Origin of the sequence: Pseudomonas sp. FH4 (genome assembly GCF_000510915.2) — a bacterium.
Taxonomy (GTDB): domain Bacteria; phylum Pseudomonadota; class Gammaproteobacteria; order Pseudomonadales; family Pseudomonadaceae; genus Aquipseudomonas; species Aquipseudomonas brenneri.
On the sequence record NZ_AOHN01000019.1, the window covers coordinates 31,408 to 56,918 of the forward strand.

At 60.9% G+C, this 25,511-nt stretch carries 18 protein-coding genes; 17 read left to right on the forward strand and 1 reads right to left on the reverse strand.

Annotated elements, in window-relative coordinates; translation table 11 throughout:
• Nucleotides 1-2 precede the first annotated feature (2 nt).
• From H097_RS13650 to H097_RS13730, 17 genes are all read left to right on the forward strand, one after another.
• Nucleotides 3-1,601, forward strand: a complete 1,599-nt coding sequence (locus H097_RS13650) for a glycosyltransferase family 39 protein (protein WP_032860340.1) — start codon at nt 3-5, stop codon at nt 1,599-1,601.
• A gap of 202 nt (nt 1,602-1,803) precedes the next feature.
• Complete coding sequence (locus H097_RS28420; protein WP_223232684.1) at nt 1,804-1,971, forward strand: type VI secretion system contractile sheath small subunit; 168 nt, start codon at nt 1,804-1,806, stop codon at nt 1,969-1,971.
• 170 nt (nt 1,972-2,141) lie between these two features.
• Nucleotides 2,142-2,846: an HPP family protein gene (locus H097_RS13660; protein WP_032860342.1), complete on the forward strand. Its 705-nt coding sequence runs from the start codon at nt 2,142-2,144 to the stop codon at nt 2,844-2,846.
• A gap of 158 nt (nt 2,847-3,004) precedes the next feature.
• On the forward strand, nt 3,005-4,108 hold the full coding sequence (locus H097_RS13665) for an enoyl-CoA hydratase/isomerase family protein (protein WP_032860343.1): 1,104 nt from the start codon (nt 3,005-3,007) through the stop codon (nt 4,106-4,108).
• Between the two features lie 3 nt (nt 4,109-4,111).
• Nucleotides 4,112-5,263 carry an acyl-CoA dehydrogenase family protein gene (locus tag H097_RS13670; RefSeq protein WP_032860344.1) on the forward strand — a complete coding sequence of 384 codons (1,152 nt, stop codon included), beginning with the start codon at nt 4,112-4,114 and terminating at the stop codon, nt 5,261-5,263.
• 98 nt (nt 5,264-5,361) lie between these two features.
• Nucleotides 5,362-5,811: an SRPBCC family protein gene (locus tag H097_RS13675; RefSeq protein ID WP_032860346.1), complete on the forward strand. Its 450-nt coding sequence runs from the start codon at nt 5,362-5,364 to the stop codon at nt 5,809-5,811.
• 166 nt (nt 5,812-5,977) lie between these two features.
• The gene (locus H097_RS13680; protein WP_032860347.1) at nt 5,978-6,424 is read left to right on the forward strand and encodes a DUF411 domain-containing protein; all 447 of its coding nucleotides are present in this window, start codon (nt 5,978-5,980) and stop codon (nt 6,422-6,424) included.
• A 3-nt stretch (nt 6,425-6,427) separates the two neighbouring features.
• Entirely contained in the window at nt 6,428-6,859 is a 432-nt protein-coding gene (locus tag H097_RS13685; RefSeq protein WP_032860348.1) for a YqaA family protein, read from the forward strand.
• 64 nt (nt 6,860-6,923) lie between these two features.
• Nucleotides 6,924-7,937: an alpha/beta hydrolase gene (locus H097_RS13690; RefSeq protein WP_032860349.1), complete on the forward strand. Its 1,014-nt coding sequence runs from the start codon at nt 6,924-6,926 to the stop codon at nt 7,935-7,937.
• A 26-nt stretch (nt 7,938-7,963) separates the two neighbouring features.
• Complete coding sequence (locus H097_RS13695; protein WP_032860351.1) at nt 7,964-8,917, forward strand: D-2-hydroxyacid dehydrogenase family protein; 954 nt, start codon at nt 7,964-7,966, stop codon at nt 8,915-8,917.
• 550 nt (nt 8,918-9,467) lie between these two features.
• Complete coding sequence (gene glgA / locus H097_RS13700) at nt 9,468-11,027, forward strand: glycogen synthase GlgA (RefSeq protein ID WP_032860353.1); 1,560 nt, start codon at nt 9,468-9,470, stop codon at nt 11,025-11,027.
• 15 nt (nt 11,028-11,042) lie between these two features.
• Entirely contained in the window at nt 11,043-12,800 is a 1,758-nt protein-coding gene (gene treZ, locus H097_RS13705; RefSeq protein ID WP_032860355.1) for a malto-oligosyltrehalose trehalohydrolase, read from the forward strand.
• Nucleotides 12,797-14,881: a 4-alpha-glucanotransferase gene (malQ, locus tag H097_RS13710; RefSeq protein WP_032860357.1), complete on the forward strand. Its 2,085-nt coding sequence runs from the start codon at nt 12,797-12,799 to the stop codon at nt 14,879-14,881. Before treZ ends, malQ begins: the two co-directional genes overlap by 4 nt.
• The gene (locus H097_RS13715; protein WP_032860360.1) at nt 14,878-17,625 is read left to right on the forward strand and encodes a malto-oligosyltrehalose synthase; all 2,748 of its coding nucleotides are present in this window, start codon (nt 14,878-14,880) and stop codon (nt 17,623-17,625) included. Before malQ ends, H097_RS13715 begins: the two co-directional genes overlap by 4 nt.
• 23 nt (nt 17,626-17,648) lie before the next feature.
• Nucleotides 17,649-17,879, forward strand: coding sequence for a DUF2934 domain-containing protein (locus H097_RS13720; RefSeq protein ID WP_032860362.1), 231 nt, complete (start codon nt 17,649-17,651; stop codon nt 17,877-17,879).
• Between the two features lie 113 nt (nt 17,880-17,992).
• Complete coding sequence (gene glgX / locus H097_RS13725; protein ID WP_156356798.1) at nt 17,993-20,128, forward strand: glycogen debranching protein GlgX; 2,136 nt, start codon at nt 17,993-17,995, stop codon at nt 20,126-20,128.
• A gap of 184 nt (nt 20,129-20,312) precedes the next feature.
• A complete protein-coding gene (locus H097_RS13730; RefSeq protein ID WP_032860704.1) occupies nt 20,313-21,074 on the forward strand; it encodes a PIG-L family deacetylase in 762 nt (253 codons plus the stop codon).
• Nucleotides 21,075-21,194: 120 nt separating this feature from the next.
• On the opposite strand, the gene H097_RS13735 is transcribed toward H097_RS13730, so the two are convergent.
• A complete protein-coding gene (locus tag H097_RS13735; protein WP_156356799.1) occupies nt 21,195-25,364 on the reverse strand; it encodes a hypothetical protein in 4,170 nt (1,389 codons plus the stop codon).
• Nucleotides 25,365-25,511: the final 147 nt, after the last annotated feature.

Sequence of the window (25,511 nt, forward strand, 5' to 3'; positions counted from 1 at the left end):
GCGTGGACAAGAGGCTCCTGCGCCGCCAGTCCTGGGGCATCGGTTTGCTGGCGCTGCTGCTGTTTATCGCGGGTAATTGGGATCAGGCAATTATCGGCTTCGATTCGCGCTTTGTGCTGTTCGCCCAGGAAATGCTGCGCCACGGGCCGGGATTTTTCCCCACCACCTATGGTCAGCCGTATGCCGATTATCTGTCCACCTCGACCCTGTTGACCTGGCTGTTGTCGCTGCCTCTGGGGCGCGTCACCAGCTTCAGTGCCTGGCTGCCCACAGCCATCGCTTCGGCGGCCATCGTCGCCCTGGTCTATCGCCTGACCGCGCCCTACTCCCGGCGCTGGGCGCTGCTGAGCATCGCGCTGTTGTTGCTCAGCAGCACGTTTATCAGCGAAACCCGCTCGGTATCCCTGGACCAGATGCTGGCGGCGGTGACTCTGGCGGTGTTCTATCTGGGCTATGCCCACGATCATTTCTCCAGCCCCCGGCGCCTGCCCTGGGTATTGCTCCTGTTATTGCTCGGCTTTGCGATTCGCGGGCCCATCGGCCTGGTGATCCCTACTGGTGTGTTGTGCAGCTATTACCTGCTCAACCGCCAGTGGCGCCCGTTGTTCAGTGTCGGCCTGCTGGCCCTGGCATTGCTGGCAGCGTGCGTCGGCCTGCTGCTGTTGCTGGCCAAGCTCAGTGGTGGCGAAACCTTCCTGCAAGACGTGATCCGCATGCAGTTCCTCGGGCGTATGGACGGTCGCGAAGGCTCCAGCAGCGTGTGGTATTACTTCACCAGTTCCGTGGGCAACTACGCCCTGGCGTACCCGTTGGCATTGCTCGCGCTGCTGGCGGTGCTGCTCAATGGACGACGCACTGGCGATGGCGGGTGGCCGTTGTTGCTGGCGTGCATCGCCGCAGGTTTGATCGTGATGCTGGGGCTGTCGATCCCCGAGGCAAAGAAAGCCCGCTATGTGTTGCCGATGATGCCCATGGTGGCGATCATCGCCGCGTACCCGTTCCATAGGCCCGATGGGCATCTGTTCAAGGGGCTGCGGGGCCTGATGCTGGGATTATGGACGGTAACCCCGGGCTTGTTGATCGGCGCGTTGCTGGTGGCGCGCCATCGCTTCGGGGCGCAGTTGGAGCATTTCCAGGGCCTGCTGGGCCTGTTGATCGGCTTGCAGGTCTTTATCATCGGAATGCTTGCCAAGTGGCGCTTGCACCCCGTAGGCCCAGCGTTTGGCGCGGTGCTGGCGGTGTGGAGCAGCTATATCCTGGTGGTCGAGCCCCTGGAGCGCAGCCTGTATGACACTCGTACATTTAGCCGTGAGGCTCATGCGCTGATCCGGCAACAGCCAGCGCCGTTGGTGTTGCATGGCCTGGGTAAAGACGCCAAGGCCATCAAGTTCATGGTCAACGTTGAGTGTGACCGGGTTCCGCTGTTCACCCAGGCACCTGCCGACCTGGCCTTGATCCATGGACCGGCGTGGCTGGTGATGGACAAGGCAGATTTCACCCGTCTCGACGAGCCACGCTGGCGCGCATTGGCACCGGTATTGACCGGGCAGTTCGATAAAAACACCTATGTGCTCCTGCACCTGAACGGGGCTGGACCCTGAGCACGAACTATCAAGAAAGCTCCTACGTTTGTATCCGTAAATGCCGGTACCGGCTCCCTTACCGGCCCTATGACCCCAACGGTAAACTCGCCTCACATTTGCATTACATAGTTACCGCCCGCCTCCGAGGATCGCTGCCGTGCCTGATGAGCAATTGCCTGTTGTCCCTGCTATCGAGCCTGTACACGTCGGCTATATCCCGGTGTTCCCTCTCGATCGGCTGATGGAATTGCGCGATGCCCTTGTCGCGCTCAAAGGGCCATTGGCCAGCGATCCACAGCTGCGCGAAAGCGTGCAGAAGTCGCTGATCAATTCAGAGAACCACGAACGGGTGTTGGGCAAGGCCAGCTCAAGGCATGAACAGTATTGATGCAAAATTACTGCACTTAACCTGCATTAATATGCATTGGCGGCGATAGTTTTTGATCGGCACACTGCGCCGGTTCCTCCCCCAAATGTTGGAACTTTCGAAGGGCTTTGCGGGTAACCGCAAAGCCCTTTTTTTGCCCTCTCCCTTTTTTCCGATTGGACTGCCCCGCAATGCTTGCTCGCTGGTTCCCCGCTGCCATCAATACCCGCCCCGCCGAATGGAGCCGTGCCGCCATCGGCATGGCCCTGGGCACCCTGTTTACCGTATGGCTGTGTGCCCAGGTGTATGGCCTGGAAGTGGCCATGCACCTGCTGGGCCCGTTGGGGGCCTCCGCCGTGTTGTTGTTTGCGGTGTCATCGGGTGCCCTCGCCCAGCCGTGGTCGATCATCGGCAGCTACCTGTGCGCCTGTGTGGTGGCTTTGCTGGTGGCCCGTGTCTTGGGCCGGACCCTGGGCAGCGCCTGTCTCGCGGCGGGTATGGCCTTGATCCTGATGTGCTGGCTGCGTTGCCTGCACCCGCCTTCGGGAGGCCTGGCCATGACCCTGGTCCTGGCGGACCCGGCCACCATCGCCCTGGGCTGGCAGGAAGTCGGCCCGGTGATGCTGGGAGCCGGCACCTTGCTGCTCTCGGCCTTGGCCTACAACAACCTGACCCGTACCCGCTACCCCAAGGGCCCCGCCGAAACCCCAGTCGTGGTGCCATTACTGTCGCCGCAGGTGGACGCAAAAATCACCGCTGCAGACCTGGAACAGGCATTGGCACAAATGGAGCAGTTTTTCGACGTTACCCCCAGCGAATTGGAAGAACTGATCCATATTGCCGAAGACCATGCCCGCCGCCGCAGCATTGGCCAGGTCCTGGCCAGCCGGGTCTAGACGCGCCTGCCCTGGTTTTTTATCGAATACCCCCTGCATAAATGCAAAGATGACCTGCACGATTCCGGCTTGTACTGGGCAAATTTGCACTGGTACGATCCGGAGATGGTTCGCCCGCGAACATTTTGATAAAGAACAATAAAAGCAGGGAGTTACAGATGACTGCTCAGGCTCAGTCCCAGGCGACAAGCACCGAGTCCCCCCAGAACAGTGTCCTGGCCGAAGTACGCAACCACATCGGCCACCTGACCCTCAACCGCCCCGCCGGCCTCAATGCCATCACCCTGGACATGGTCCGCAGCCTCTCTACGCATTTGCGCGCCTGGGCCGATGATGCCCAAGTGCACGCCGTGGTCTTGCGCGGCGCCGGTGAAAAGGCCTTCTGCGCCGGGGGCGATATCCGCTCGCTGTACGACAGCTTCAAGAGCGGCGACACGCTGCATGAAGACTTCTTCGTTGAAGAGTACGCCCTCGACCTGGCCATTCATCACTACCGCAAGCCGGTCCTCGCGCTGATGGACGGCTTTGTCCTGGGCGGTGGCATGGGCCTGGTCCAGGGGGCCGACCTGCGGGTGGTGACCGAACGCAGTCGCCTGGCCATGCCGGAAGTGGCCATCGGTTACTTCCCCGATGTGGGCGGCAGCTACTTCCTGCCGCGCATTCCCGGCGAGCTGGGGATTTACCTGGGCGTGACCGGGGTGCAAATCCGCGCCGCCGACGCCCTGTATTGCGGGCTCGCCGACTGGTACCTGGACAGCGCCAGGCTGGCGGAGCTGGACCAGAAGCTCGACCACCTGCAATGGCACGACTCGCCACTCAAGGACCTGCAAGGCCTGCTGGCCAAGCTCGCGGTACAACAATTGCCGGATGCACCGTTGGCGGCACTACGCCCGGCCATCGACCACTTCTTTGCCCTGCCGGACGTGCCAAGCATTGTCGAGCAACTGCAGCAAGTGACCGTCGCCGACAGCCATGAATGGGCTGTGAGTACAGCGCAACTGATGCAGACCCGTTCCCCATTGGCCATGGCCGTCACCCTGCAGATGCTGCGACGCGGGCGGCACCTGGCACTGGAAAACTGCTTTGCCCTGGAGTTGCACCTGGACCGCCAGTGGTTCGCCCGTGGCGACCTGATCGAAGGGGTGCGTGCGCTGCTGATCGACAAGGACAAATCCCCGCGCTGGAACCCGCCAACGTTAGCGACATTGGATCAGAACCACGTCGACAGCTTCTTTCAAGACTTCGCGAAGTACGGGAACTAAGCCATGCAAGATATTGAATTTACAGAAGAACAAGTAATGATTCGCGACATGGCGCGCGACTTTGCCCGTGGCGAAATCGCCCCCCACGCCCAGGCCTGGGAAAAAGCCGGCTGGATCGATGATGGCCTCGTGGCCAAGATGGGCGAATTGGGCCTGCTGGGCATGGTGGTGCCGGAAGAATGGGGCGGCACCTATGTGGACTACGTGGCCTATGCCCTGGCCGTCGAGGAAATCTCTGCAGGTGACGGTGCGGTCGGCGCACTGATGAGTATCCATAATTCAGTGGGTTGCGGCCCGATCCTCAACTACGGCACACCCGCGCAGAAAGAGACCTGGCTGGCCGAACTCGCCAGTGGCCAGGCCATCGGCTGCTTCTGCCTGACTGAACCCCAGGCCGGCTCCGAAGCCCACAACCTGCGCACCCGCGCCGAACTGCGCGATGGCCAGTGGGTGATCAACGGCGCCAAACAGTTTGTCAGCAACGGCAAGCGCGCCAAACTGGCGATAGTGTTTGCCGTGACCGACCCGGACTTGGGCAAGAAAGGAATCTCTGCGTTCCTGGTGCCCACCGACACCCCAGGCTTTACCGTGGACCGTACCGAACACAAGATGGGCATCCGCGCCTCGGACACCTGCGCCGTGACCCTCAGCCAATGCACCGTGCCCGAAGCCAATCTGCTGGGCGAACGCGGCAAGGGCCTGGCCATCGCCCTGTCCAACCTGGAAGGTGGGCGCATCGGCATCGCCGCCCAGGCCCTGGGGATCGCTCGGGCGGCCTTTGAAGCGGCATTGGCCTACGCCCGTGATCGGGTGCAGTTTGACAAGGCCATCATCGAACACCAGAGCGTGGCCAACCTGCTGGCAGACATGCAGACCCGGCTCAATGCCGCGCGCCTGCTGATCCTGCATGCCGCGCGTTTGCGCAGTGCTGGCAAACCGTGTCTGTCCGAAGCCTCCCAGGCCAAGCTGTTTGCGTCGGAAATGGCCGAGAAGGTCTGTTCATCGGCGATGCAGATCCATGGCGGCTACGGTTACCTGGAGGACTACCCGGTGGAGCGTTACTACCGTGATGCCCGGATCACCCAGATCTATGAGGGGACCAGCGAGATCCAACGCATGGTGATTGCCCGGGAGCTGAAGAACTATCAGCTATAGCGGCTGCTGAAAAAGCGTCGAAAAAAGCCTGGTGACTCCCGTGCGTTGTGCGGGAGTGCGACTATTCTGACAGTTCCTAGCCACACAGGAGGTGTGTCATGAATGCAGTTGAACACCCGGTTCGTGTCGAACGAATCAGCCAGGAACGCTATATCCAAGCCCCCATCGAAACCGTCTACGACTACGTGACCCAGCCGGATCGCTGGCACGAATGGCACCCCACATCCTTGAGCGCGGACACCGGCACCAGCGGTTCACTGCCGGCCGGCCAGCGCTTCACCGAGACGATCGACCTGCTTGGGGTGCGCGTACCCATGAGCTACCGCGTGCAGATTGCCTTGCCGCCCCGGGAGTTCAAGACGGTTTTCACCTCCCTGGCCGTCGATGGCTGCATTCACTACCTGCTCCAGCCCCATGGCAGCGGCACCCTGTTCAAACGTGTGCTTAGCTATGAAACCGAATTACAGCTCACCACGCTGCAAGCGCGCATGGTAGAGCTGTCGAACCAGGCCATGGACCAACTCAAGCAGCGCCTGGAGTCGTCCTGAGCTGACAAATTTGTCATCTTTCTCTCAGTTTGCTGACAGTTGCAGGCACTAAGCTCCGTGGCTGTCGCGTGCTCGTATAATTTCGAAACATAACCACCTCACCTAGTGCGTAAAAGCGCGGAGAATGCGCCCTCTTTGCGCACTCCGTAACCGATGGGACCTGTCTATGAAAACCACCCTGCGCCTGACTTTGCTGTCCGCCCTGTTCATGACCACCCTGGCCCAGGCGGCCGAACTGATCCCGATTGACGTACACCGCGATGCCAATTGCGGCTGCTGCAAGAAATGGATCAGCCATCTGGAAACCAACGGCTTCAAGGTCAACGACCATGTTGAAACCGATATGAGCGCGGTCAAGCAACGCCTGGGCGTGGCTCCTCGCCTGGCGTCCTGCCATACCGCCGTGATCGACGGCAAATTCGTCGAAGGCCACGTGCCCGCTGAGCAGGTGTTGGCCCTGCGCAAGCGCAGCGACCTGTTGGGTATCGCGGCACCGGGCATGCCCATGGGCTCTCCGGGCATGGAGATGGACGGCATGAGCGACGCGTATCAAGTCATTGGCCTGACCCGCGAAGGCAAAGATGTGGTGGTAGCCGACTACCCGGCCCACTGATCAATGCTTGCAGGGTATGCAGGGCTGTTTTTCAGCGCCTTTGGCGCGGCCACGCTGTTGCCGCTGCAATCGGAAGCGGTGCTGGTCGCGCTGCTGCTCAATGGCAGCTACTCACTGTGGCTGCTGCTCGGCATTGCGACACTGGGCAACGTGTTGGGTTCGTTGGTCAACTGGCTGCTGGGACGTTCGGTCGAACTGTTCAAGGACCGGCGCTGGTTTCCGGTCAGTGCAACGCAGCTGGAAAAGTCCCGCGGCCACTATCGACGCTGGGGGCATTGGTCGCTGCTGCTCAGTTGGGTGCCGATCATCGGCGACCCGCTGACCCTGGTGGCCGGGGTGATGAAAGAACCGCTGTGGCGTTTTGTGTTGATCGTCAGCATCGCCAAGGCGGCCCGTTATGCTGTGGTGGCGATGCTCACGCTGCATTGGATGTAACAGGTTAATTCCCGCTTAATCCGCCCGACACAGCATCCGGTAGCCTCTTCTCTGGAGCTCTCCCATGCCGCTGACACGCTCGTTTCTTCTTACCGGTCTGCTGGCCACTTGCGCTCTTCCTGCCATGGCAGCCACGCAAGACCCAAGCTATGGCCCGCAGTTGCAAGGTTTCCAATACCCCTATCCGGTCGAACATTTCGATTTCCAGTCCCAGGGCCAATCAGTGCAAATGGGCTATATGGACGTGCCGGCCAAAGCTCCCGCCAATGGTCGCAGCGTAGTGCTGATGCATGGCAAGAACTTCTGCGGCGCGACCTGGGAGGCGTCGATCAAGGCCTTGAGCGAGGCCGGCTACCGAGTGATCGCCCCGGACCAGATCGGTTTTTGCACCTCCACCAAGCCTGAGCACTATCAGTACAGCTTTCAGCAGTTGGCAATCAACACCCATCAGCTCCTGCAAAAGCTCGGCATCCAGAAGGCCACCCTTCTCGGCCATTCCACTGGTGGCATGCTGGCTACCCGCTATGCCCTGCTCTACCCCACACAAACCGAACAACTGGCACTGGTCAATCCTATCGGCCTGGAAGACTGGAAAGCCCTGGGTGTGCCCTATCGCACGGTCGATCAATGGTATGCGCGCGAGTTGCAACTGAGCGCCGAAGGCGTACGCGAGTACGAGCGCAAGACCTACTACGTCGGGCGCTGGAAGCCCGAGTACGAACGCTGGGTGGACATGCTCGTCGGCCTGAACAAAGGGCCCGGCCATAAACAGGTGGCGTGGAACTCGGCGTTGATTTACGACATGATCTTCACCCAGCCGGTGTACTACGAGTTCAAGGATTTGCAGGTGCCGACCTTGCTGCTGATTGGCACGTCTGATATCACCGCCATTGGCAGCGATAGCGCACCACCTGAGGTCAAGGCCAGGATCGGCCACTACCACGAACTGGGCAAACAGGTAGCCAAGCTCATCCCCCGCTCGACTCTTGTGGAGTTCCCGGGCCTGGGCCATGCGCCGCAAATGGAAGAGCCCGCGCGCTTTCACCAGGCGCTGTTGCAAGGGTTGAAGACGTTCTAATCCCACTAAACGCGAGGCATTGGTGTATGTCGGTACAGATCGCAGTCATTGATGATTGGCAAGACGTAGCACGGGGCGCGGTGGATTGGTCCGCCCTGGAGGCTATCGGCCAGGTGCATTTTTTGCACGAATACCCTGCCGACACCGCCACGATGATCGAACGCTTGCAGGGTTTTGAGGTGGTTTGCGTGATGCGCGAACGCACGGTCTTCGACCAGGCGCTGCTACAAGGGCTGCCGAGCCTCAAACTGCTGGTCACCGGTGGGATGCGCAATGCTGCTATCGACCTTGCTGCTGCCAGGGCCCTGGGCATTCAGGTCTGTGGCACCGACAGCTACAAACACGCGGCGCCGGAACTGACCTGGGCCTTGGTCATGGCGTCCACCCGCAACCTACTGGCCGAGGCGGCCTCCTTGCGTGCCGGCCAGTGGCAGCAAGGGTTGGGCGGCGATCTGCATGGCAAGACCCTGGGCATCCTCGGGCTGGGCAGCATTGGTCAGCGGGTGGCGCAGTTTGGCCAGGTGTTCGGCATGCGGGTGATTGCCTGGAGCGAGAACCTCACTGCCGAGCGTGCCGCAGCTTCCGGCGTGACCTGGGTCAGCAAGCGTGAATTGTTCGAACAGGCCGATGTGCTGTCGATTCACCTGGTGCTCAGTGAACGCAGCCGTGGCCTGGTGGATGCCCAGGCCCTGGGCTGGATGAAACCCACTGCGCGGCTGGTCAATACCGCACGCGGGCCGATCGTCGATGAGGCGGCGTTGATCGACGCGCTCAGTCATGGGCGGTTGGCGGGCGCGGCGCTGGATGTGTTTGGGCAGGAGCCATTACCTATAGATCATCCATTTCGCCATTTGCCCAATGTACTGGCTACGCCCCATGTGGGCTATGTCAGCGAGCAGAACTATGGGCAGTTCTATGGGCAGATGATTGAGGATATTCAGGCGTGGGCGGCGGGGCAGAGTTTGCGCAGCCTTACTTAATGTCAATTCTAATAAATATCTCTTAATTAATTGATTTGTATGGATATATCATCCTGATAAATCACTTTAAGTAGCAGCTCGCACTACTATCGAGCAACCCAGCCCCAATGCCCCATCAAGAGGCAATCCCCCTGTAGGAGTCGGCTTGCCGGCGATAGCGACCTTGAGTCATGTGCCGATGCCAAGGCCCTCATCGCCGATAAGCCGGCCACAGGGTGGTGACGTTACAAAAAATATTGTCCTACAAAACTTTCCGACAACCCTTGCAGGCTCTGGGGTCTGTCCTAGACTGATGACCGATGGGTCACGATCAGAACAAAAGCCCCCGCAATAAATCGAAACTTTCCAACTCTGCCGCAGGTCAGGTTTAAGGTAGGACGCACGCTACCGGCTTGCGCCGGACGTCCGCCCATCCAATCTATTTATCAGTTCGGTGCAATTGGCATAAGCCTTGCCAGTCTGTGCAGTGCTAGTGCGCGTGACCGCAGGACGCGGTTGACTTTCGCTGAGGGCGCCAGGCTCTCAGCTGACCAACACATGGGAGATAATTATGATCAGTGCCGCCTCGGGAGTTCAGGGACAGCGTTTTAGTCAGTCGGTCGATGGGCCAACCAGCTTGGTTGACCTTCCCGGCACGGTGCGGCCGGTCTCGTCTCAAAACCCCAATCGCAAGAAAGTCCTGTTTGTGACCTCGGAACTGGCCGATCTGGTGAAAACCGGTGGCCTGGGGGACGTGTCCGCGGCCCTGCCCCGTGCCATGGCGCATCTGCACGATGTACGGGTACTGATTCCGGGCTACCGTCAGGTGCTGGACAGCGACAACCCGATCCATATCATTGGCGAACTGGGTGGTCATGCGGCGCTGCCGCCCTGCAAGATCGGGCGCATGGACCTCAAGGACGGCCTGGTCATCTATGTGTTGATCTGCCCCGAGCTGTACGAGCGCGAAGGCACACCCTATGGCGCCAACAATGGTCGCGACTGGCCCGACAACCATATCCGGTTTGCCCGCCTGGGCCTGGCGGCCGCCGATATTGCCGCCAACCTCGCGCAAATCCACTGGTGCCCGGACCTGGTGCACGCCCATGACTGGCCTGCTGGCCTGGCCCCGGCATACATGCACTGGCGTGGTTCACGCACACCCACGCTGTTTACCATCCATAACCTGGCCTACCAGGGTGTAGTCAGCCTGGCCTCGTGCCCGGAACTGGGGATTCCCGAGCACGCCTTGCAACAGGAAGGCATGGAGTTCTACGGCAAGATGTCGTTTCTCAAGGCCGGTATGGCCTATTCCAGCCATATCACTACAGTCAGCGCCACCTACGCCCGGGAAATCACCACGCCTGAGTTCGGCTGTGGCCTGGATGGGTTCCTCGCCAGCAAGACCCAGCAAGGCCTGCTCAGTGGCATCCCCAATGGCATCGATGAAAGCTGGGAGTCCTCCACTGACCCGCACCTGGATCACCCCTTCAATATCGGTGACTGGCAAGGCAAGGCCATCAATGCCGGCCACGTCCGCACGTTGTTCGGCCTGGATGCGTCCACTGGCCCGCTGTTTGCCGTGGTGTCACGCCTGGTGTACCAAAAAGGCCTGGACCTGACCGAAGCCGTCGCTGCGTTTATCGTGGAAAACGGCGGGCAGATTGCGATCATCGGCCGTGGCGAACCGGAAGAAGAACAGGCCATGCGCGCCCTGGCCCTGCGTTTCCCGGGTCGCATCGGCGTGCGCATCGGCTTTAACGAAACCGACGCCCGCCGCATGTTTGCCGGCAGCGACTTTTTATTGATGCCCTCGCGCTATGAGCCGTGTGGCCTGAGCCAGATGTACGCCCAGCGCTTCGGTTCGCTGCCGGTGGCGCGTAATACCGGTGGCTTGGCTGACACCATTGAAGATGGCGTGACCGGTTTCCTGTTCGATGAATCCACCGTGCAAAGCTACGAAGCCGCCCTCGCCCGCGCCTTCAAGGTGTTTGCCTTCCCCGGCCTGCTCAATGCGATGCGCTGCAGGGCTATGGCTGCGCCATTCAACTGGTGCCAGGCGGTAGAACCCTATGCCGAGCTGTATGAACAACTGGTAGCGAAAGCGTTGGGCAAGTCGGGGAAAGCCTAAAAGAGGTCGGGATAGATGCCGTTACGGACTCTGGCAACATGGCCCCACGGCGCGATCCTGCAGGATGCGCAACACACCCGCTTCGCCCTGTGGGCGCCTGATGCGTCTTATGTCAGCGTTGAGCTGCACAATGCTCAGTCAGTGCCCATGCAGCCCCAGGCAGAGGGCTGGTTTGTCGCACAGGTGCGCTGCGCGGCCGGCACCCGCTATCACTACACCATTGATGGCGAGCAGGAGGTGCCGGACCCGGCGTCACGCCTGCAGCACGGGGACGTGCATGGCGACAGTGTGGTGGTCGATCCCCTGGCCTACCCCTGGCGTCACGGCGCCTGGCAAGGCCGGCCTTGGCATGAGGCGGTGATCTACGAGCTGCATGTGGGAATACTCGGTGGTTATGCCGCTGTGGAGCAGCACCTGCCGCGCCTGGCAGAGCTGGGCGTCACCGCCATTGAGCTGATGCCCCTGGCTCAATGCCCCGGCGAGCGCAACTGGGGCTACGACGCAGTCTTGCCCTATGCGCCGCAAGCATCCCTGGGGACTCCCGATCAGTTGAAGCACCTGATCGACAGTGCCCATGGGCATGGCCTCGCGGTGATCCTTGATGTGGTCTACAACCACTTCGGCCCCGACGGCAATTACCTGGGCCAGTATGCCAAAGGCTTTTTTCGCGAAGACAGTCACACCCCCTGGGGCGCCGGGATCGATTTTCGCCGCCGCCAAGTGCGTGACTTCTTTATCGACAACGCCCTGATGTGGCTTGTCGAATACCGTTTCGACGGCCTGCGCCTGGATGCGGTGCATGCCATCAACGACCCGGCGTTCCTGAAGGAGCTAGCCCAGCGGGTACGTGAGCAAGTAGATCCAGGCCGCCACGTATGGTTGGTGCTGGAAAACGAATTCAACCAGGCCCGCCTGTTGCAGCAGGGCTTCGATGCGCAATGGAACGATGACGGGCATAACGCCCTGCACGTGCTGTTGACCGGCGAGACCGACGCCTACTACGCCGATTTTGCCGACGATCCCACGGCCAAATTGGCCCGCTGCCTGGGCGAAGGGTTTGTCTACCAAGGCGACACTACCCGCCACGGCATCCAGCGTGGCGAGCCCAGCGGGCATTTGCCGCCCAGTGCCTTTGTGCTGTTTTTGCAAAACCATGACCAGATCGGCAACCGCGCCCTCGGCGAGCGCCTGCACCAACTGTGTTCGCCCCAGGCGTTGCAGGCGGCGACCACTCTGTTATTGATGTCGCCGATGATCCCGCTGCTGTTCATGGGCGATGAAGTCAATGCCGAACAGCCCTTCCTGTTTTTTACCGACCATCACGGCGAATTGGCCGAGGCCGTGCGCGAAGGCCGACGCAATGAATTTGCCGACTTCACCGCCTTCAGCGATCCCGAGCGCCGCGCACGGATTCCCGACCCCAACGCAGTGCAGACCTTTCGCCGCTCCATACCACTGTTTAGCCAGGCGCCTGCTGCGCTGTATCGCCAATTGCTGAGCCTGCGCCAGCAGCACATCGTGCCCCACTTGCCCGGCAGCACCGCCCTCGGCGCGCAAGTCCTGGGCCAGGGCGCAGTGTCTGCACGCTGGCGCCTGGGCAATGGCAGCGTATTACAGATCGACCTCAACCTGGGCCCGACCGCCGTGCTGCACCCGGCAGGCATCAGCGAGTTGTTCAGCACCAGTAGCGACCCCGCGTTACTCACACCCTTCTCTGCCCGCGTCAGTCTGGCGCCGGGTAAAACCCCATCCTCTGTTGGAGAGCACTCTTGAGCGAAGCGCAACTGGAAATACTCGCCAGCCGTGCGGGCCTGGCGGTGGACTGGATCGACGCCAACGGCCGCCCGCAGCATGTCAGTGCTGACGCGTTGCGCGCCGTGCTCCAAGGCCTCGGCCACCCCGCCGACACCGACGCCGCCATCGCCTCCAGCCTGCAAGAGCTGGAGCGCGAGCAGCAAGACAGGCATCTGGCGCCGCTGTTGACCGTGGACGTAGGCACCGGCCTGGACCTGGCCGCTTACTTCGCCCCCGGCACGCCGTGCCAGGCTCATCTGGAGGACGGCAGTAGCCTCAATCTTGAGCTGGATACCGAGGCCGTCCTGCCCGGCGCCCTGCCCGTGGGCTACCACCGGGTGCAGATCGCCGACCAGTCCTTCACCCTGGCCGTTGCCCCCCATCAGTGTTTCAGCGTCGCCGAGGCGGTGGACAGCCAACCCGCCCGCGCCTGGGGCCTGAGTGTCCAGTTGTATGCCTTGCGCCGCAGCGGCGATGGCGGGTTTGGCGACACCCAGGCCCTGGAGCAGTTGGCCCGCGCTGCCGCAGAACGAGGTGTCGATGCCCTGGCAATCAGCCCGTTGCACGCGATGTTCAGTGCCGATACCGAGCGCTATAGCCCCTATTCACCGTCCAGTCGCCTGTTCCTCAATAGCCTGTATGCCTCCCCCGGTTGCATCCTCGGTGAGCGGGCGTTGCGCAGTGCCATCGAATCCAGCGGACTGGCCGATGAGCTACAAGCGCTTGAGCAACAAAGCCTGATCGACTGGCCGGCCGCCGCCAAGGCCAAGCAGCGCCTGCTGCGTGCCCTGTATGAAGATTTTCGGCAGGGTGAACACCCGCAGCAGGCTGACTTCCTGAGTTTCCGTCAGGCCGGTGGCGAGGCCTTGGAAAACCATTGCCGCTTCGAAGCCGTGCAGGCCGAGCGCGCCGCTCACGGTGAAAGCCTCGACTGGCGCCAGTGGCCCGAGGACTGGCGTGATCCTGGCAGTGCCGCGCTGGCGCAATTTGCCGTCGAGCAAGGCGATGCCATTGGCTTCTACGTCTTCAGCCAATGGCTGATTGCCCGGTGCCTTGCGCGCGCGCAACACGCTGCGCGTGGCAGTGGCATGGGCATCGGCCTGATTGCTGACCTGGCGGTGGGCGCCGATGGCGCCGGTAGCCAGGCCTGGAGTCGCCAGGATGAATTGTTGGCCGATCTCACCGTTGGCGCACCGCCGGATATCCTCAACCGTGCCGGCCAGGGCTGGGGCATCTCCGCGTTCTCCCCCGAGGGTCTCAAGCGCAATGGCTTTCGGGCGTTTATCGAAATGCTGCGGGCTAATTTCGCCCATGCCGGCGGCCTGCGCATCGATCATGTGATGGGGCTGCAACGGCTATGGGTGATTCCCCGTGACGCTTCGCCCAAAGACGGTGCGTACCTGTATTACCCGGTGGATGACCTGCTGCGGCTATTGGCCCTGGAATCCAGCCGGCACCAGGCGATTGTACTGGGCGAAGACTTGGGCACAGTCCCCGAGGGCCTGCGGGAAAAACTCAGCGCCCGCGCGATGCTCGGCATGCGTGTGCTGTTGTTCGAACAGGACCATGGCGGGCGGTTCACACCGATCCTCGACTGGCCGGATAACGCCCTGGCCACCACCAGCACTCACGACCTGCCGACGCTCAACGGTTGGTGGCACAGCCGCGATATCGATTGGAATGTGCAACTGGGGCTGATCGACACACCGACGCTAGAGCACTGGAGTGAACACCGCCAGCGTGAACGCCAGGCACTGCGCCAGGCCCTGGCCCGGGACCCGCAGAACTTTCGCGATGAACTGCGCAACGAAACCGACCAGGTGCTCGATGCCAGCGTGCGCTACCTCGGCCACACCCGTGCGCCGCTGGTGTTGCTGCCCCTGGAGGATGCCCTGGGCATCCTGGAGCAAGCCAACCTGCCCGGCACCCTCGATACCCATCCCAATTGGCGGCGGCGCCTGCCGGGGGATGCCGCCTGCCTGCTCGATGACGACAACGCAGCCCGGCGCCTGGAGCTGCTGGCAGTGGCGCGCAATCAAGCCCTGGAACGTGACCGGTGAACAGCATCGCGTTACGGGCCACCCAGCGCCTGCAATTTCACCAGGGCTTTACTCTGGATGATGCGGTGCCACTGGTGCCGTATTTCGCCAGCCTGGGCATCAGCCACCTGTATGCCTCGCCCCTGCTCAAGGCCCGCGCCGGTTCCATGCATGGCTACGACGTGGTCGACCCGACCACCGTCAACCCGCAACTGGGTGGCGAACCGGCGCTGCGCCGTCTGGTGGCAACCCTGCGTGCCCACGACATGGGCCTGATTCTCGACATCGTGTCCAACCATATGGCCGTCGGCGGCAGCGACAATCCCTGGTGGCTGGACCTGCTGGAATGGGGGCGCCTGAGCCCCTACAGCGAATTCTTTGATATCCAGTGGCACTCCCCGGACCCGCTGCTCAAGGGCCAATTGTTGATGCCCTTCCTCGGCAGCGACTACGGCGAGGCCTTGCAAAGCGGCACCCTGCCCCTGCGTTTTGACCCGACCCAAGGCCGTTTTTTTGTCGAGCACTACGAACACCGCTTCCCGATCTGCCCCAGCGACTACGGCGATATCCTGCGCGCCCATCCTCCCCTCAAAAACCTGGCCGATCGCTTCAGTGCCCTGGCCTACCAAGCCGATGCCTGGCCCCTGGCGGCCAGCCTGAAACAGGAACTGATGCAGCAGGCTCGCGACCCACTGATCCTGGCAGCCATCGAACACGCCCTGGGCGGGTTTGATACGCGCGAGCCCGAAGGTTTTTCGCGCCTGCACCAATTACTGGAACAGCAAGCCTATCGCCTGGCCAGTTGGCGCACGGCGGCAGATGACATCAATTGGCGGCGTTTTTTCGACGTCAACGAGCTGGGTGGCCTGCGGGTGGAGCGAAGCACGGTGTTCGAGGCCACCCACAGCAAGATTTTCCAGCTGATCCGCGAAGGTCTGGTGGATGGCCTGCGCATCGACCATATCGATGGCCTGGCCGACCCACGTGGCTACTGCCGCAAGTTGCGCCGGCGTGTGGATGCGTTGTCGCCAGACCGGCACTTGCCGATCTTTGTCGAAAAGATCCTCGGTGCCGGCGAAACCCTTCCCACAGACTGGCGAGTAGATGGCACTACCGGCTATGAATTCATGAACCAGGTGTCGCTGCTGCAGCATGATCCCCAGGGCTTCGAGGCGTTGACCCAACTCTGGAGCGAGGCCAGCGAACGGCCCTCGGCCTTTATCGAAGAAGCCTGGCTGGCCCGCCAGCAAATCCTCAACGGCTCCCTGGCCGGGGATTTTGAAAGCGTGGCCCAGGCCCTGCTACAAGTGGCCCGTGCGGACGTGATGAGCCGTGACCTGACCCTGGGCGCGATCCGTCGCGCCTTGCAGGCACTGGTCGTGCACTTCCCGGTGTACCGCACCTATATCAGCGCCTGCGGCCGTAGCGCCACAGACGAGGCCGTGTTCCAGCAGGCCCTGGCCGGCGCCCGTGTGACCTTGAGCGAAGCCGACTGGCCGGTACTCGACTACCTGCAACAGTGGCTCGGCGGCCAACCCTGGCGCGATCGCCCAGTGGGGCAGCCGCGCAAGATCCTCAAGCATGCCTGTGTGCGCTTCCAGCAACTGACCTCGCCGGCGGCCGCCAAGGCCGTGGAAGACACCGCCCTCTATCGCTCGGCGGTACTGCTCTCGCGCAACGATGTGGGCTTCAATACCGAACAGTTCAGCGCGCCCCTGGCCGACTTCCATGCCGCCAACCGCCAGCGCCTGGCAACCTTTCCCGACAACTTGCTGGCCACCGCCACCCACGACCACAAACGCGGCGAAGACAGCCGAGCGCGCTTGGCGGTGCTTAGTGAGTGCGCGCCGTGGTATGCCGAGCAGGTGCAACAGTGGCGTAGGCTGGCGGTGCCCTTGCGCGATGACCCGGCCACGCCTTCGGCAGGCGATGAACTGATCCTCTATCAGGTGCTGCTGGGCAGTTGGCCCCTGGACCTCCAGGACACCCGCGACTATCAACAGCGCCTCTGGCAGTGGCAGCAAAAAGCCCTGCGTGAAGCCAAACTGCACAGCAGTTGGAGCGCACCCAACGAGATCTATGAGCAGGGTGTCGAAGCCTTCCTCTCCCGGTTGCTGCTCGAACCGTCCGGTTTAGCCTTGCGTACGGCGATCCACGCCGCAGCCGAGGCCATCGCCCCCGCCGGCGCCTTGAACGGGCTGGCGCAATCCTTGCTGCGCATCACCGTGCCAGGCGTGCCGGACCTGTACCAGGGCGATGAGTTCTGGGACTTGAGCCTGGTGGACCCGGACAACCGGCGAGCAGTGGATTTCAGCGCCCGCCAACGGGCACTTGCGGCAGAACCACAGGCCTTGCTTGAGCGCTGGCGTGATGGGCACTTGAAGCAGGCCCTGATTGCCCAGGTGTTGAACCTGCGCAAGGCCCACCCACTGCTGTTTGCCAGGGGCCGCTATGAACCGCTGGAGGTGTTGGGCCGACATGCCCAACGGGTTGTTGCCTTCAGCCGTGAGTATCAGGGCCAATGGCTGTTGGTGGTGGTGCCACGCTGCGCCCACGCGCTGCTTGAAAACAGCGCCCAACCCCGGGTGGATGCGCAGGTTTGGGGCGATACCCGGGTCACATTACCGTTCGACGCCACGCTGCAAAACTGGAAGGGACTTTTGCAGACAGGCGCAGTCACACCCAACAAGGCGCTAATGGTCAGCGCTGCCCTGGGGGATGTCCCGGTGAATGTCTTTATCCATTCTGACGATCAAGAAAGCTGAAATTTTCTGTGAGGAGCATTGCGATGAGCACCGAAGACAAGCGCGTTCGTGAATTTGCGTATCAGATCTGGGAGTCCGAAGGTAAGCCCGAAGGCCAGGAAGCGCGCCATTGGGAAATGGCCCGCAAATTGGCCGAAGCCGAGGCGTTGACCCCCAGCAAGCCCAAGACAGCGACCAAGGCCAAGCCAAAACCGGTCGCAGAAAAACCCGCCGTCGCCAAAAAGCCACGAGCCCCGCGCAAGCCAGCCGGCTGACCACTCTCCTGTAGACGCCGGCCAGCCGGCGCCTACAAAAAGCTCAACTGTTTACCTGAGCCGATGTCAGCACGGCCTCATTCGGCCTGAAAAAACCTTGCAGGAGCAACGCCATGAGCACGACACCCAATACCGAGCCGTCGCGGATTCGTGAAGGTCTGCCCTTCCCCCTCGGCGCGACCTGGGACGGTCTGGGGGTCAACTTCGCGCTGTTCTCGGCCAATGCCACCAAGGTCGAGCTGTGCCTGTTCGACGATACCGGCGAAGTCGAGCTGGAGCGAATCGAACTGCCGGAATACACCGACGAGACCTTCCACGGCTACTTGCCCGATGCCCACCCGGGGCTGATCTATGGCTACCGCGTATACGGTGCGTACGACCCTGCCAACGGCCATCGTTTCAACCCCCATAAATTGCTGATCGACCCCTATGCCAAGCAGTTGGTCGGCGAACTCAAGTGGTCCGAAGCGCTGTTTGGCTACACCATCGGCCACCCGGATGCCGACCTGAGTTTTGATGAGCGCGACAGCGCGCCCTTCGTGCCCAAATGCAAGGTCATCGACCCGGCCCATACCTGGGGCAACGACCAGCCGGTGCGTACGCCCTGGGATCGCACCATCATCTACGAGACCCATCTGCGCGGCATCAGCATGCGTCACCCCCAGGTGCCAGAGGCCGTACGCGGTACCTGCGCCGGCTTGATGGTCGACGATGTGCTCAAGCACATTCGCCACCTGGGCGTGTCGTCGGTGGAGTTGCTGCCGGTCCATGCCTTCGTCAATGACCAGCATCTGTTGCACAAAGGCATGACCAATTACTGGGGCTACAACAGCATTGCCTTCTTTGCCCCCGACCCACGCTACCTGGCCAGCGGCAAGATCGCCGAGTTCAAGGAAATGGTCGCGCACCTGCACGAAGCCGGGCTGGAGGTGATCCTCGATGTGGTCTACAACCACACCGCCGAAGGCAACGAGCAAGGCCCGACCCTGTCCATGCGTGGCATCGACAATGCCTCGTACTACCGCTTGATGCCCGACGACAAGCGCTTCTATATCAACGACTCCGGCACCGGCAACACCCTGGACCTGAGCCATCCTTGTGTGCTGCAAATGGTCACGGACTCCCTGCGTTACTGGGCCACGGAGATGCATGTCGACGGTTTTCGCTTTGACCTGGCGACGATTCTGGGGCGTTATCACGATGGTTTCGACGAGCGTCACAGTTTCCTTGTGGCCTGCCGCCAGGACCCGGTGCTGCGTCAGGTGAAAATGATCGCCGAGCCCTGGGATGTGGGCCCCGGCGGTTATCAAGTGGGTAACTTCCCGCCCGGCTGGGTGGAATGGAATGACCGTTTTCGCGACACCGTGCGCGCCTTCTGGAAAGGCGATGACGGCCAACTGGCCGATTTCGCCGGGCGTATGACCGCCTCTGGCGAGATGTTCAACCAGCGCGGGCGCCGCCCCTACAGCTCGGTGAACTTCATCACTGCCCACGATGGCTTCACGCTGCACGACCTGGTGTCCTACAACGACAAGCACAACGAAGCCAACGACGAAAACAACCAGGACGGCAGCAACAACAACCTGTCATGGAACCATGGCGTCGAAGGCCCGACCGACGATCCCGCGATCAACGCGTTGCGCCTGCGCCAGATGCGCAATTTCTTCGCCACCCTGCTGCTGGCCCAGGGCACGCCGATGCTGGTGGCCGGTGACGAGTTCGCCCGCACCCAGCACGGCAACAACAATGCCTACTGCCAGGACAGCGAAATCGGCTGGGTCAATTGGGACCTGGATGAAGATGGCAAGGCCCTGCTCACCTTCGTCAAGCGCCTGATCAAGTTGCGCCTGGCCTACCCGATCCTGCGTCGCGGGCGCTTCCTGGTGGGCGACTACAACGAAGACATCGGGGTCAAGGACGTGACGTGGCTGGCCCCCGATGGCAAAGAAATGAGCATTGAACAGTGGCAAGACAGCCAGGGCCGTTGCCTGGGGATGCTGATGGATGGCCGCGCCCAGGAAACCGGAATTCGCCGGCCAGGAGCCGATGCCACCCTGTTGCTGGTAGTCAATGCGCACCATGACTTGGTGAATTTTCGCTTGCCCCAGGTGCCGGATGGTGGTTTCTGGACCTGCATGGTCGACACTAACCAGCCGGCTGTGCATGGCCAGGAGCGCTTCGAGTTTGACCACGAATATGCAGTGACCGGGCGCTCGCTGCTGCTGTTCGAGTTGCAGCAGGCCCCCTGAAAAAAATACGATTTTGCCCGCAGACGGCGCGACGAATCCCGAGCTATGAACAATACTCAAGCTTGGCAATCCAGGATTCGGAACGCCAACGTGCCGCACGAGCCTTGCGCCAGTGCGACAAAAAAGGAGAGTCGACCCGTCAACGGGATACGACCTGCATCATCAGGACAAGGACGTGACATTGATCAAACCCGCCACTTTAAACGACGGTCGCCGCAAGTTGGCGCAAATTTGGAACAGTGCGCCACAATTGGCGCAAATCCCCACCATCAGCCCTTCCCTACTGGTACCTCCCGGCTCGCGGGTGGTGGTAGTCGCCCCTCATCCAGGTGACGAAGTGTTGGCCTGCGGCGGCTTGCTGCAACTGCTCAGCACCCTGGATTATCCCTTGAAGTTGATCTCCGTTACCGACGGCAGTGCCAGCCATCCGGGTTCCAACCAGTGGTCAGCCCAGCGTCTGAGCGTGTTTCGCCCCCAGGAAAGTGTCGAGGCCCTGCGCCGCCTCGGCTTGCCCTTGCACAGCCTGAAGTGGATTCGCGGTGGCTTTTGTGACAATGCCCTGGCGGGCCGCGAACAGCTCTTGAGCCAATTTATCGCGCGCTACCTGCAACCCGGCGATGCCGTGTTTACCACCTGGCGCAATGATGGCAATGACGACCACGATGCCGTTGGTCGCGCCACTGCCATCGCCTGTGCGCTAACCGGGGCGCGCCTGCTGGAATTACCGATCTGGGCCTGGCACTGGCCCGCCCGCGACGCCGGCCGCATGCCCTGGCAATGCGCGCGCAAGGTACGCCTCGACACCTGGAGCGTGGCGCGCAAACGCCACGCGGCCCATGCCTACGCCACCCAGTTGCTCGGCGATCCGCTGATCGGCCTGGCGCCGATGATGCCTGCGGTACTGCTGGAGCGGATGCGGGAGCCGTACGAGATTGTGTTCCTGTAACGGGTTCATACCTGTTAGTTCTGACAGTGGCAGCCCTTTGCGGCTATTGCTAACGTGGAACAAGCACTGCACAGGTTCAAGTGCAGTCGAGAAAGCCATGCCAACTCGATGCGTCCGGCACTATTGGAACACCTGAGCCTCGCCATCGACGGTCGCCGTTATCCAGCGTGGTTCCATGGGGTCACTCCAGACTGAACTGGGTGGCGTCGCCCCATCGCTGATCAGGATGCGCCGGCCCGACAGGCTCCACTCCTGCATACGCGCCTTGAACTGGGCCGGATAATCCGCCGCTCGGCAGGTGATGCCGGCCCAAGGGTCGACGACCCACGCCTCATCCCACTCCGGCCCGACGAAACCTTTGCTCCGAGGCTGGCCAGGAGGCCCGCCGACGACGGCGAACGTATGGCCCTTGACCTGTGCGATCCGTGCATTGCCGCCACTGGCATTGATCGTATCAACGGCCACCTTGGCCATCTGGTCACAGTTGCCGGCCCCAGTCTTCAGGACCATTTCGGAATAGTTGGGGGCGCCTGTGCGTGTGTAAAGCCAACCCACCATTTCCGACGCAGTCTGGTTGCGCGTGACCTCCCCCGCAAGACCAGGGACCTGCTGATTGGCAGATCTGATGCCTGTGGCCTTGAACTGCTCGTCAACCGCTTTCCGGCCCCCCTCTGCATATAAACGGTTCTGCTGTTCAGTCGGCAGTTGGGCAAAGTCAGCCTGTTTCTTGATCGGCGCAAGCCGCACCGGTTTTGCCGCGACCACCACATGTCCAGGATTACTCCCCGCCGCATACACCCCCATCAGGACTTCGCGCTGTTTCTCGGGGGAAAGCCCCTGCAGTACTTTAACAAGATGGTCCACTTCCGCAGGCGACATGGGCTCATCAGCGACGATTTTCTTGACCAGTCTGTCAAGACTGGGCAGTACCACCAACGGATTGTCTGGAAGACCTTGCGCCACAAAGCCGTAGACATCCTTGTATTGGTCGTACTGCTTGATGAATTGAACGTCCAGCGGGTCATTACGGGTCATACGATGAAAGTCGAGCTGGCCGTTGCCGTTCAGTTCGGCGTAGTAATAAACACCGGTATCGGCCTCGACCACCACGTATTGCCGATTGTCGTGGTTGATCTTAAAACCTCTGACAACACGCTGGTCATTGCTCAAATCGCTGATCGCATCCATTTTGATCACGACCGTTTCCTGGTTGATTGGCCGAGGTACACCAAAATCGTCATAACCAAAATCCGGCTCGTTGACCTGAGAGCCAGTGGTACGACTCTTGTAAGTCACAGGTTCCACGCTTGCCATCGGCAACAGTTCCTGATTCCCCGCTTCATTGACGCGGTAACGTCGATGTTCATGAATCACCGTACGTGGTCCTTTCCCTGGCCCGGCCCCCGGAATCAGTCGTCGATGTTCCAGTGCCTGTGCATCCTGGAAGACCGACGTTCCACCAGGCTCGATCTGTTTGGTGTAGCACAGGTCGCTCAGGTCACGCTTAAGCCGCCGCCCCCCGCCGCCACAGGTCATCACAAAGCCTTCAAATGGCCCTGTATCTTCGGGCCCGCCCAGTTTGACCAGGCTTTCGGGTTTGGCCGGGTTATAGCGATAGACATCATCGCCGACCACCACATCGCTGTACTTGTGCCTGTTCAATACCCGGGCCTGGTCACTGGAAATACCTTCGGGCACCCGTAATATCTGCCCTTGGGCAACGGGCCTGGGAGTCAGGGCGATTTTCGGGGAGACATCGTAACGACCTCGGCCGAGCAATTTCAGCACGCTGGACTGTTTGAACTGCGCAATGCCGGCCTGAACATTCTGCAGGTGCGTCCCCCCGAACTTCAACAGCCTGCTCCCACCGCTACTCAGTGCAGGCATCACAGGATCAAGGGGGTTGATATTACGCAGCGAAGAAACCGCAAATTTTTTGACCAGTGAGCCAAATTTAGGCAACAGCGCACGCACACCGATCTTGCCTGCGCTAGAAATCAAACGCACCGAGCCCGAAGCGAATTTGCCCGCAGGGCCGGCAAACGTTAGCAGCCCATCGGCAACGAGATCCAAAATACCCTGCTTGGTGTCACCCTTGACGAGACTTTCAATGCCGCTCCAAAACGGAATCACCATCTGAGCTGTACCTTTGACGCGCGTCCAGAAAGTCTCATCTTTTTTCTGTGCCGCACTTTCTCGCTCAGGATCGGACTCGGCCCACTCCTTCAATTGGTCTTCATCGACATAGAACAGATCATCAGTAACGGTCTTTGCGATGGCCGTAGACCGTTCAGACGTGATGGTTTGCGGCACGGTCGTTTTAGACGCAGTGGAAGATGATGAAAAGTGAGCGAGCTGTTGCGGGACAACGATAGAAAAATTGGGAGGTCTGGGGCCCTTGCCTGACTTGTAAGCCGTCCACTTTTTCTTGAATTCAGCCCTGCTACCTGCGCGGGTGTTGCGGACAACCAACTCTTCGGAAGGTACACCGTCATCGGAGTGCTCGATCGAAATGAAGTCTTTGTCGTAGCTTTTATCGGCCGGATTATAGGTCTCCAGAATCGGTTTCAAGTCGTCACGACGCCGGGCAATACCCTTTACCGGATTCATTTCGTAGTAGTTTGCCTCGCCCTCATGCACCGTCTTGAGAATGAACGCCGGGCGTGTGATTGCTGCCCTTCTCTCGTCATCTGTCTCATTGGCGGAGTTGGGTCTTGTCCTAAGTGCATATACCGTGACGTCACCCTGGTCGATGGCCCTGCGGTCTTTTAGCGGGAGTTGGGACAAGTGGCTGGTGACCAGCTTTCCATAAGCTGACTTTGTATCCCCCAGGTACTTGTCGAACGTGGTTTTGAACGTGGCGTCATCATAGACAGGGTATTGGTAGCTGATTTCGGCAGGTGTGATTTTCTCGCCATTGAGATGCCTATACAGAAGAAAAAGCGGGCTGAACAGGCTCAGCACTTCGGTGCGTGAAGTGCCCCTCTCCATACGCTCGAAAAAATCCTTGCGCACTGGCACATTCGCGGCCAATTGCTGGGTTGCCGACACCACCGTATCGACATGCGCATCAAGTGCGGCGACCGCTTTATTGATCTCCTCCTGGGAGTAATCTTGTTTTTGCGGGAGCACTCCTTGTGTCACGGCCCAATTCAACGTCGCGGGAATGCGGGTCGATGCAATGAGCGCCCACTGTTCGTCTGTGGTCGCTTGCTCGCTGAGCTTGCCCGGCAGATCAACCAGTTCCTGGAAACTCATGCGCCGCGAAGAGCCCGGCTCGATCGCTTCAGCCAGGCTGACACCATGCTTGAAGTTCACCCACACAGCCGTTCCCTGGTAAGGCAGTTCTGCGGGGATATCACGTACAGCAAAGTCCGCCGGGAATTGTGGCCGCAGAATATAGGCCGCCACATTCGCCTCGGCGGCGGACAGCTTCTGTGAGTCGACAAGATGTTGCCTGAACGCCTTGCCGATGGCCGGGTAATTCATATTCCATTGTTCACCCGACGCCAGCGGGAAACCGGCAATCTGCCCGGGCTTGCGGGTCTGTACCGGGTCCAGGCTCAAGCCCAGCGCCTTGATCAACAACTTGACCTTTACCCCTGGAGCAATGACCCCGTCCAGCGGAAACTCTGCACCGCCCAGTTTCTTCAGCAACAGTTGCACAAGTTCATCTGCCTTGGGTGACGCGAGTATCAGTTCCAATACCCCAGCCGGCGTGCCCTGCGCTTTCTCAAGCGCCTGGGTGGAGAGTCCCTCGGTCAAATGGCTCAACAAAGGTTTTTTGTACTTTGCCTCTAGCTCGCCAACCCAGTCGCCGATGGCCTGGTCATTGCTAGCCTGCAACAACCCATCGAGGTCACTTGAGGCATCATCCAGGCCCAGAGAGATTTCGCTGCGGGTCTCTTCCACGGCATTGATCGCCGCTTGCAGTTGCACTGGGGTCTTGGGGTCGGACGGCACAATGCCGTAGAACCTGAGCATGTTATCGAGACGATTAGTGCCCGGCTGGGTTGAGCCGTTCAGCGGTATGAGTGGTGAGTCTTTATTGAGGAACAAGCTTTTGTTCGCGGTGGTATTCGAGGCGTTAAGCTCGCGCAGGACCCTGAGTATTTCGTCCAGATCCCCCAGCTTTCCCCGCACCTCGGCCCGTTGCGAACCGATGGGTAGCCCTGGTGTTTGCTGCACCAGGGCCAGGCTGGATTTGCCCTGGGCTGCAGGCGGCGCATCAACCGGGGGCGCGACGGGAGAGGAAAGAGGTGTGTGTCGGGTATTCAGATGGACAGGCATCATGGTTTTCGTCTCTGGCAGTGATACACACGTACAGCAACGAAACGCGCGGGACTGGGAAGCTCCGCCTGATCGCCGACAGTCTTGTGTGGATCACACGTAAGAAAATGTTCCAGAGGGATTGGTAACAGTGTTCGTCAGGCCAAC

Coding starts and splice junctions, on each gene's coding strand:
- H097_RS13675 (WP_032860346.1), top strand. CDS start 5,362: ATGAATGCAGTTGAACACCCGGTTCGTGTCGAACGAATCAGCCAGGAA.
- H097_RS13735 (WP_156356799.1), bottom strand. CDS start 25,364: ATGCCTGTCCATCTGAATACCCGACACACACCTCTTTCCTCTCCCGTC.
- H097_RS13660 (WP_032860342.1), top strand. CDS start 2,142: ATGCTTGCTCGCTGGTTCCCCGCTGCCATCAATACCCGCCCCGCCGAA.
- H097_RS13720 (WP_032860362.1), top strand. CDS start 17,649: ATGAGCACCGAAGACAAGCGCGTTCGTGAATTTGCGTATCAGATCTGG.
- H097_RS13695 (WP_032860351.1), top strand. CDS start 7,964: ATGTCGGTACAGATCGCAGTCATTGATGATTGGCAAGACGTAGCACGG.
- H097_RS13690 (WP_032860349.1), top strand. CDS start 6,924: ATGCCGCTGACACGCTCGTTTCTTCTTACCGGTCTGCTGGCCACTTGC.
- H097_RS13670 (WP_032860344.1), top strand. CDS start 4,112: ATGCAAGATATTGAATTTACAGAAGAACAAGTAATGATTCGCGACATG.
- H097_RS13685 (WP_032860348.1), top strand. CDS start 6,428: ATGCTTGCAGGGTATGCAGGGCTGTTTTTCAGCGCCTTTGGCGCGGCC.
- glgA (WP_032860353.1), top strand. CDS start 9,468: ATGATCAGTGCCGCCTCGGGAGTTCAGGGACAGCGTTTTAGTCAGTCG.
- glgX (WP_156356798.1), top strand. CDS start 17,993: ATGAGCACGACACCCAATACCGAGCCGTCGCGGATTCGTGAAGGTCTG.
- H097_RS13665 (WP_032860343.1), top strand. CDS start 3,005: ATGACTGCTCAGGCTCAGTCCCAGGCGACAAGCACCGAGTCCCCCCAG.
- treZ (WP_032860355.1), top strand. CDS start 11,043: ATGCCGTTACGGACTCTGGCAACATGGCCCCACGGCGCGATCCTGCAG.
- H097_RS13680 (WP_032860347.1), top strand. CDS start 5,978: ATGAAAACCACCCTGCGCCTGACTTTGCTGTCCGCCCTGTTCATGACC.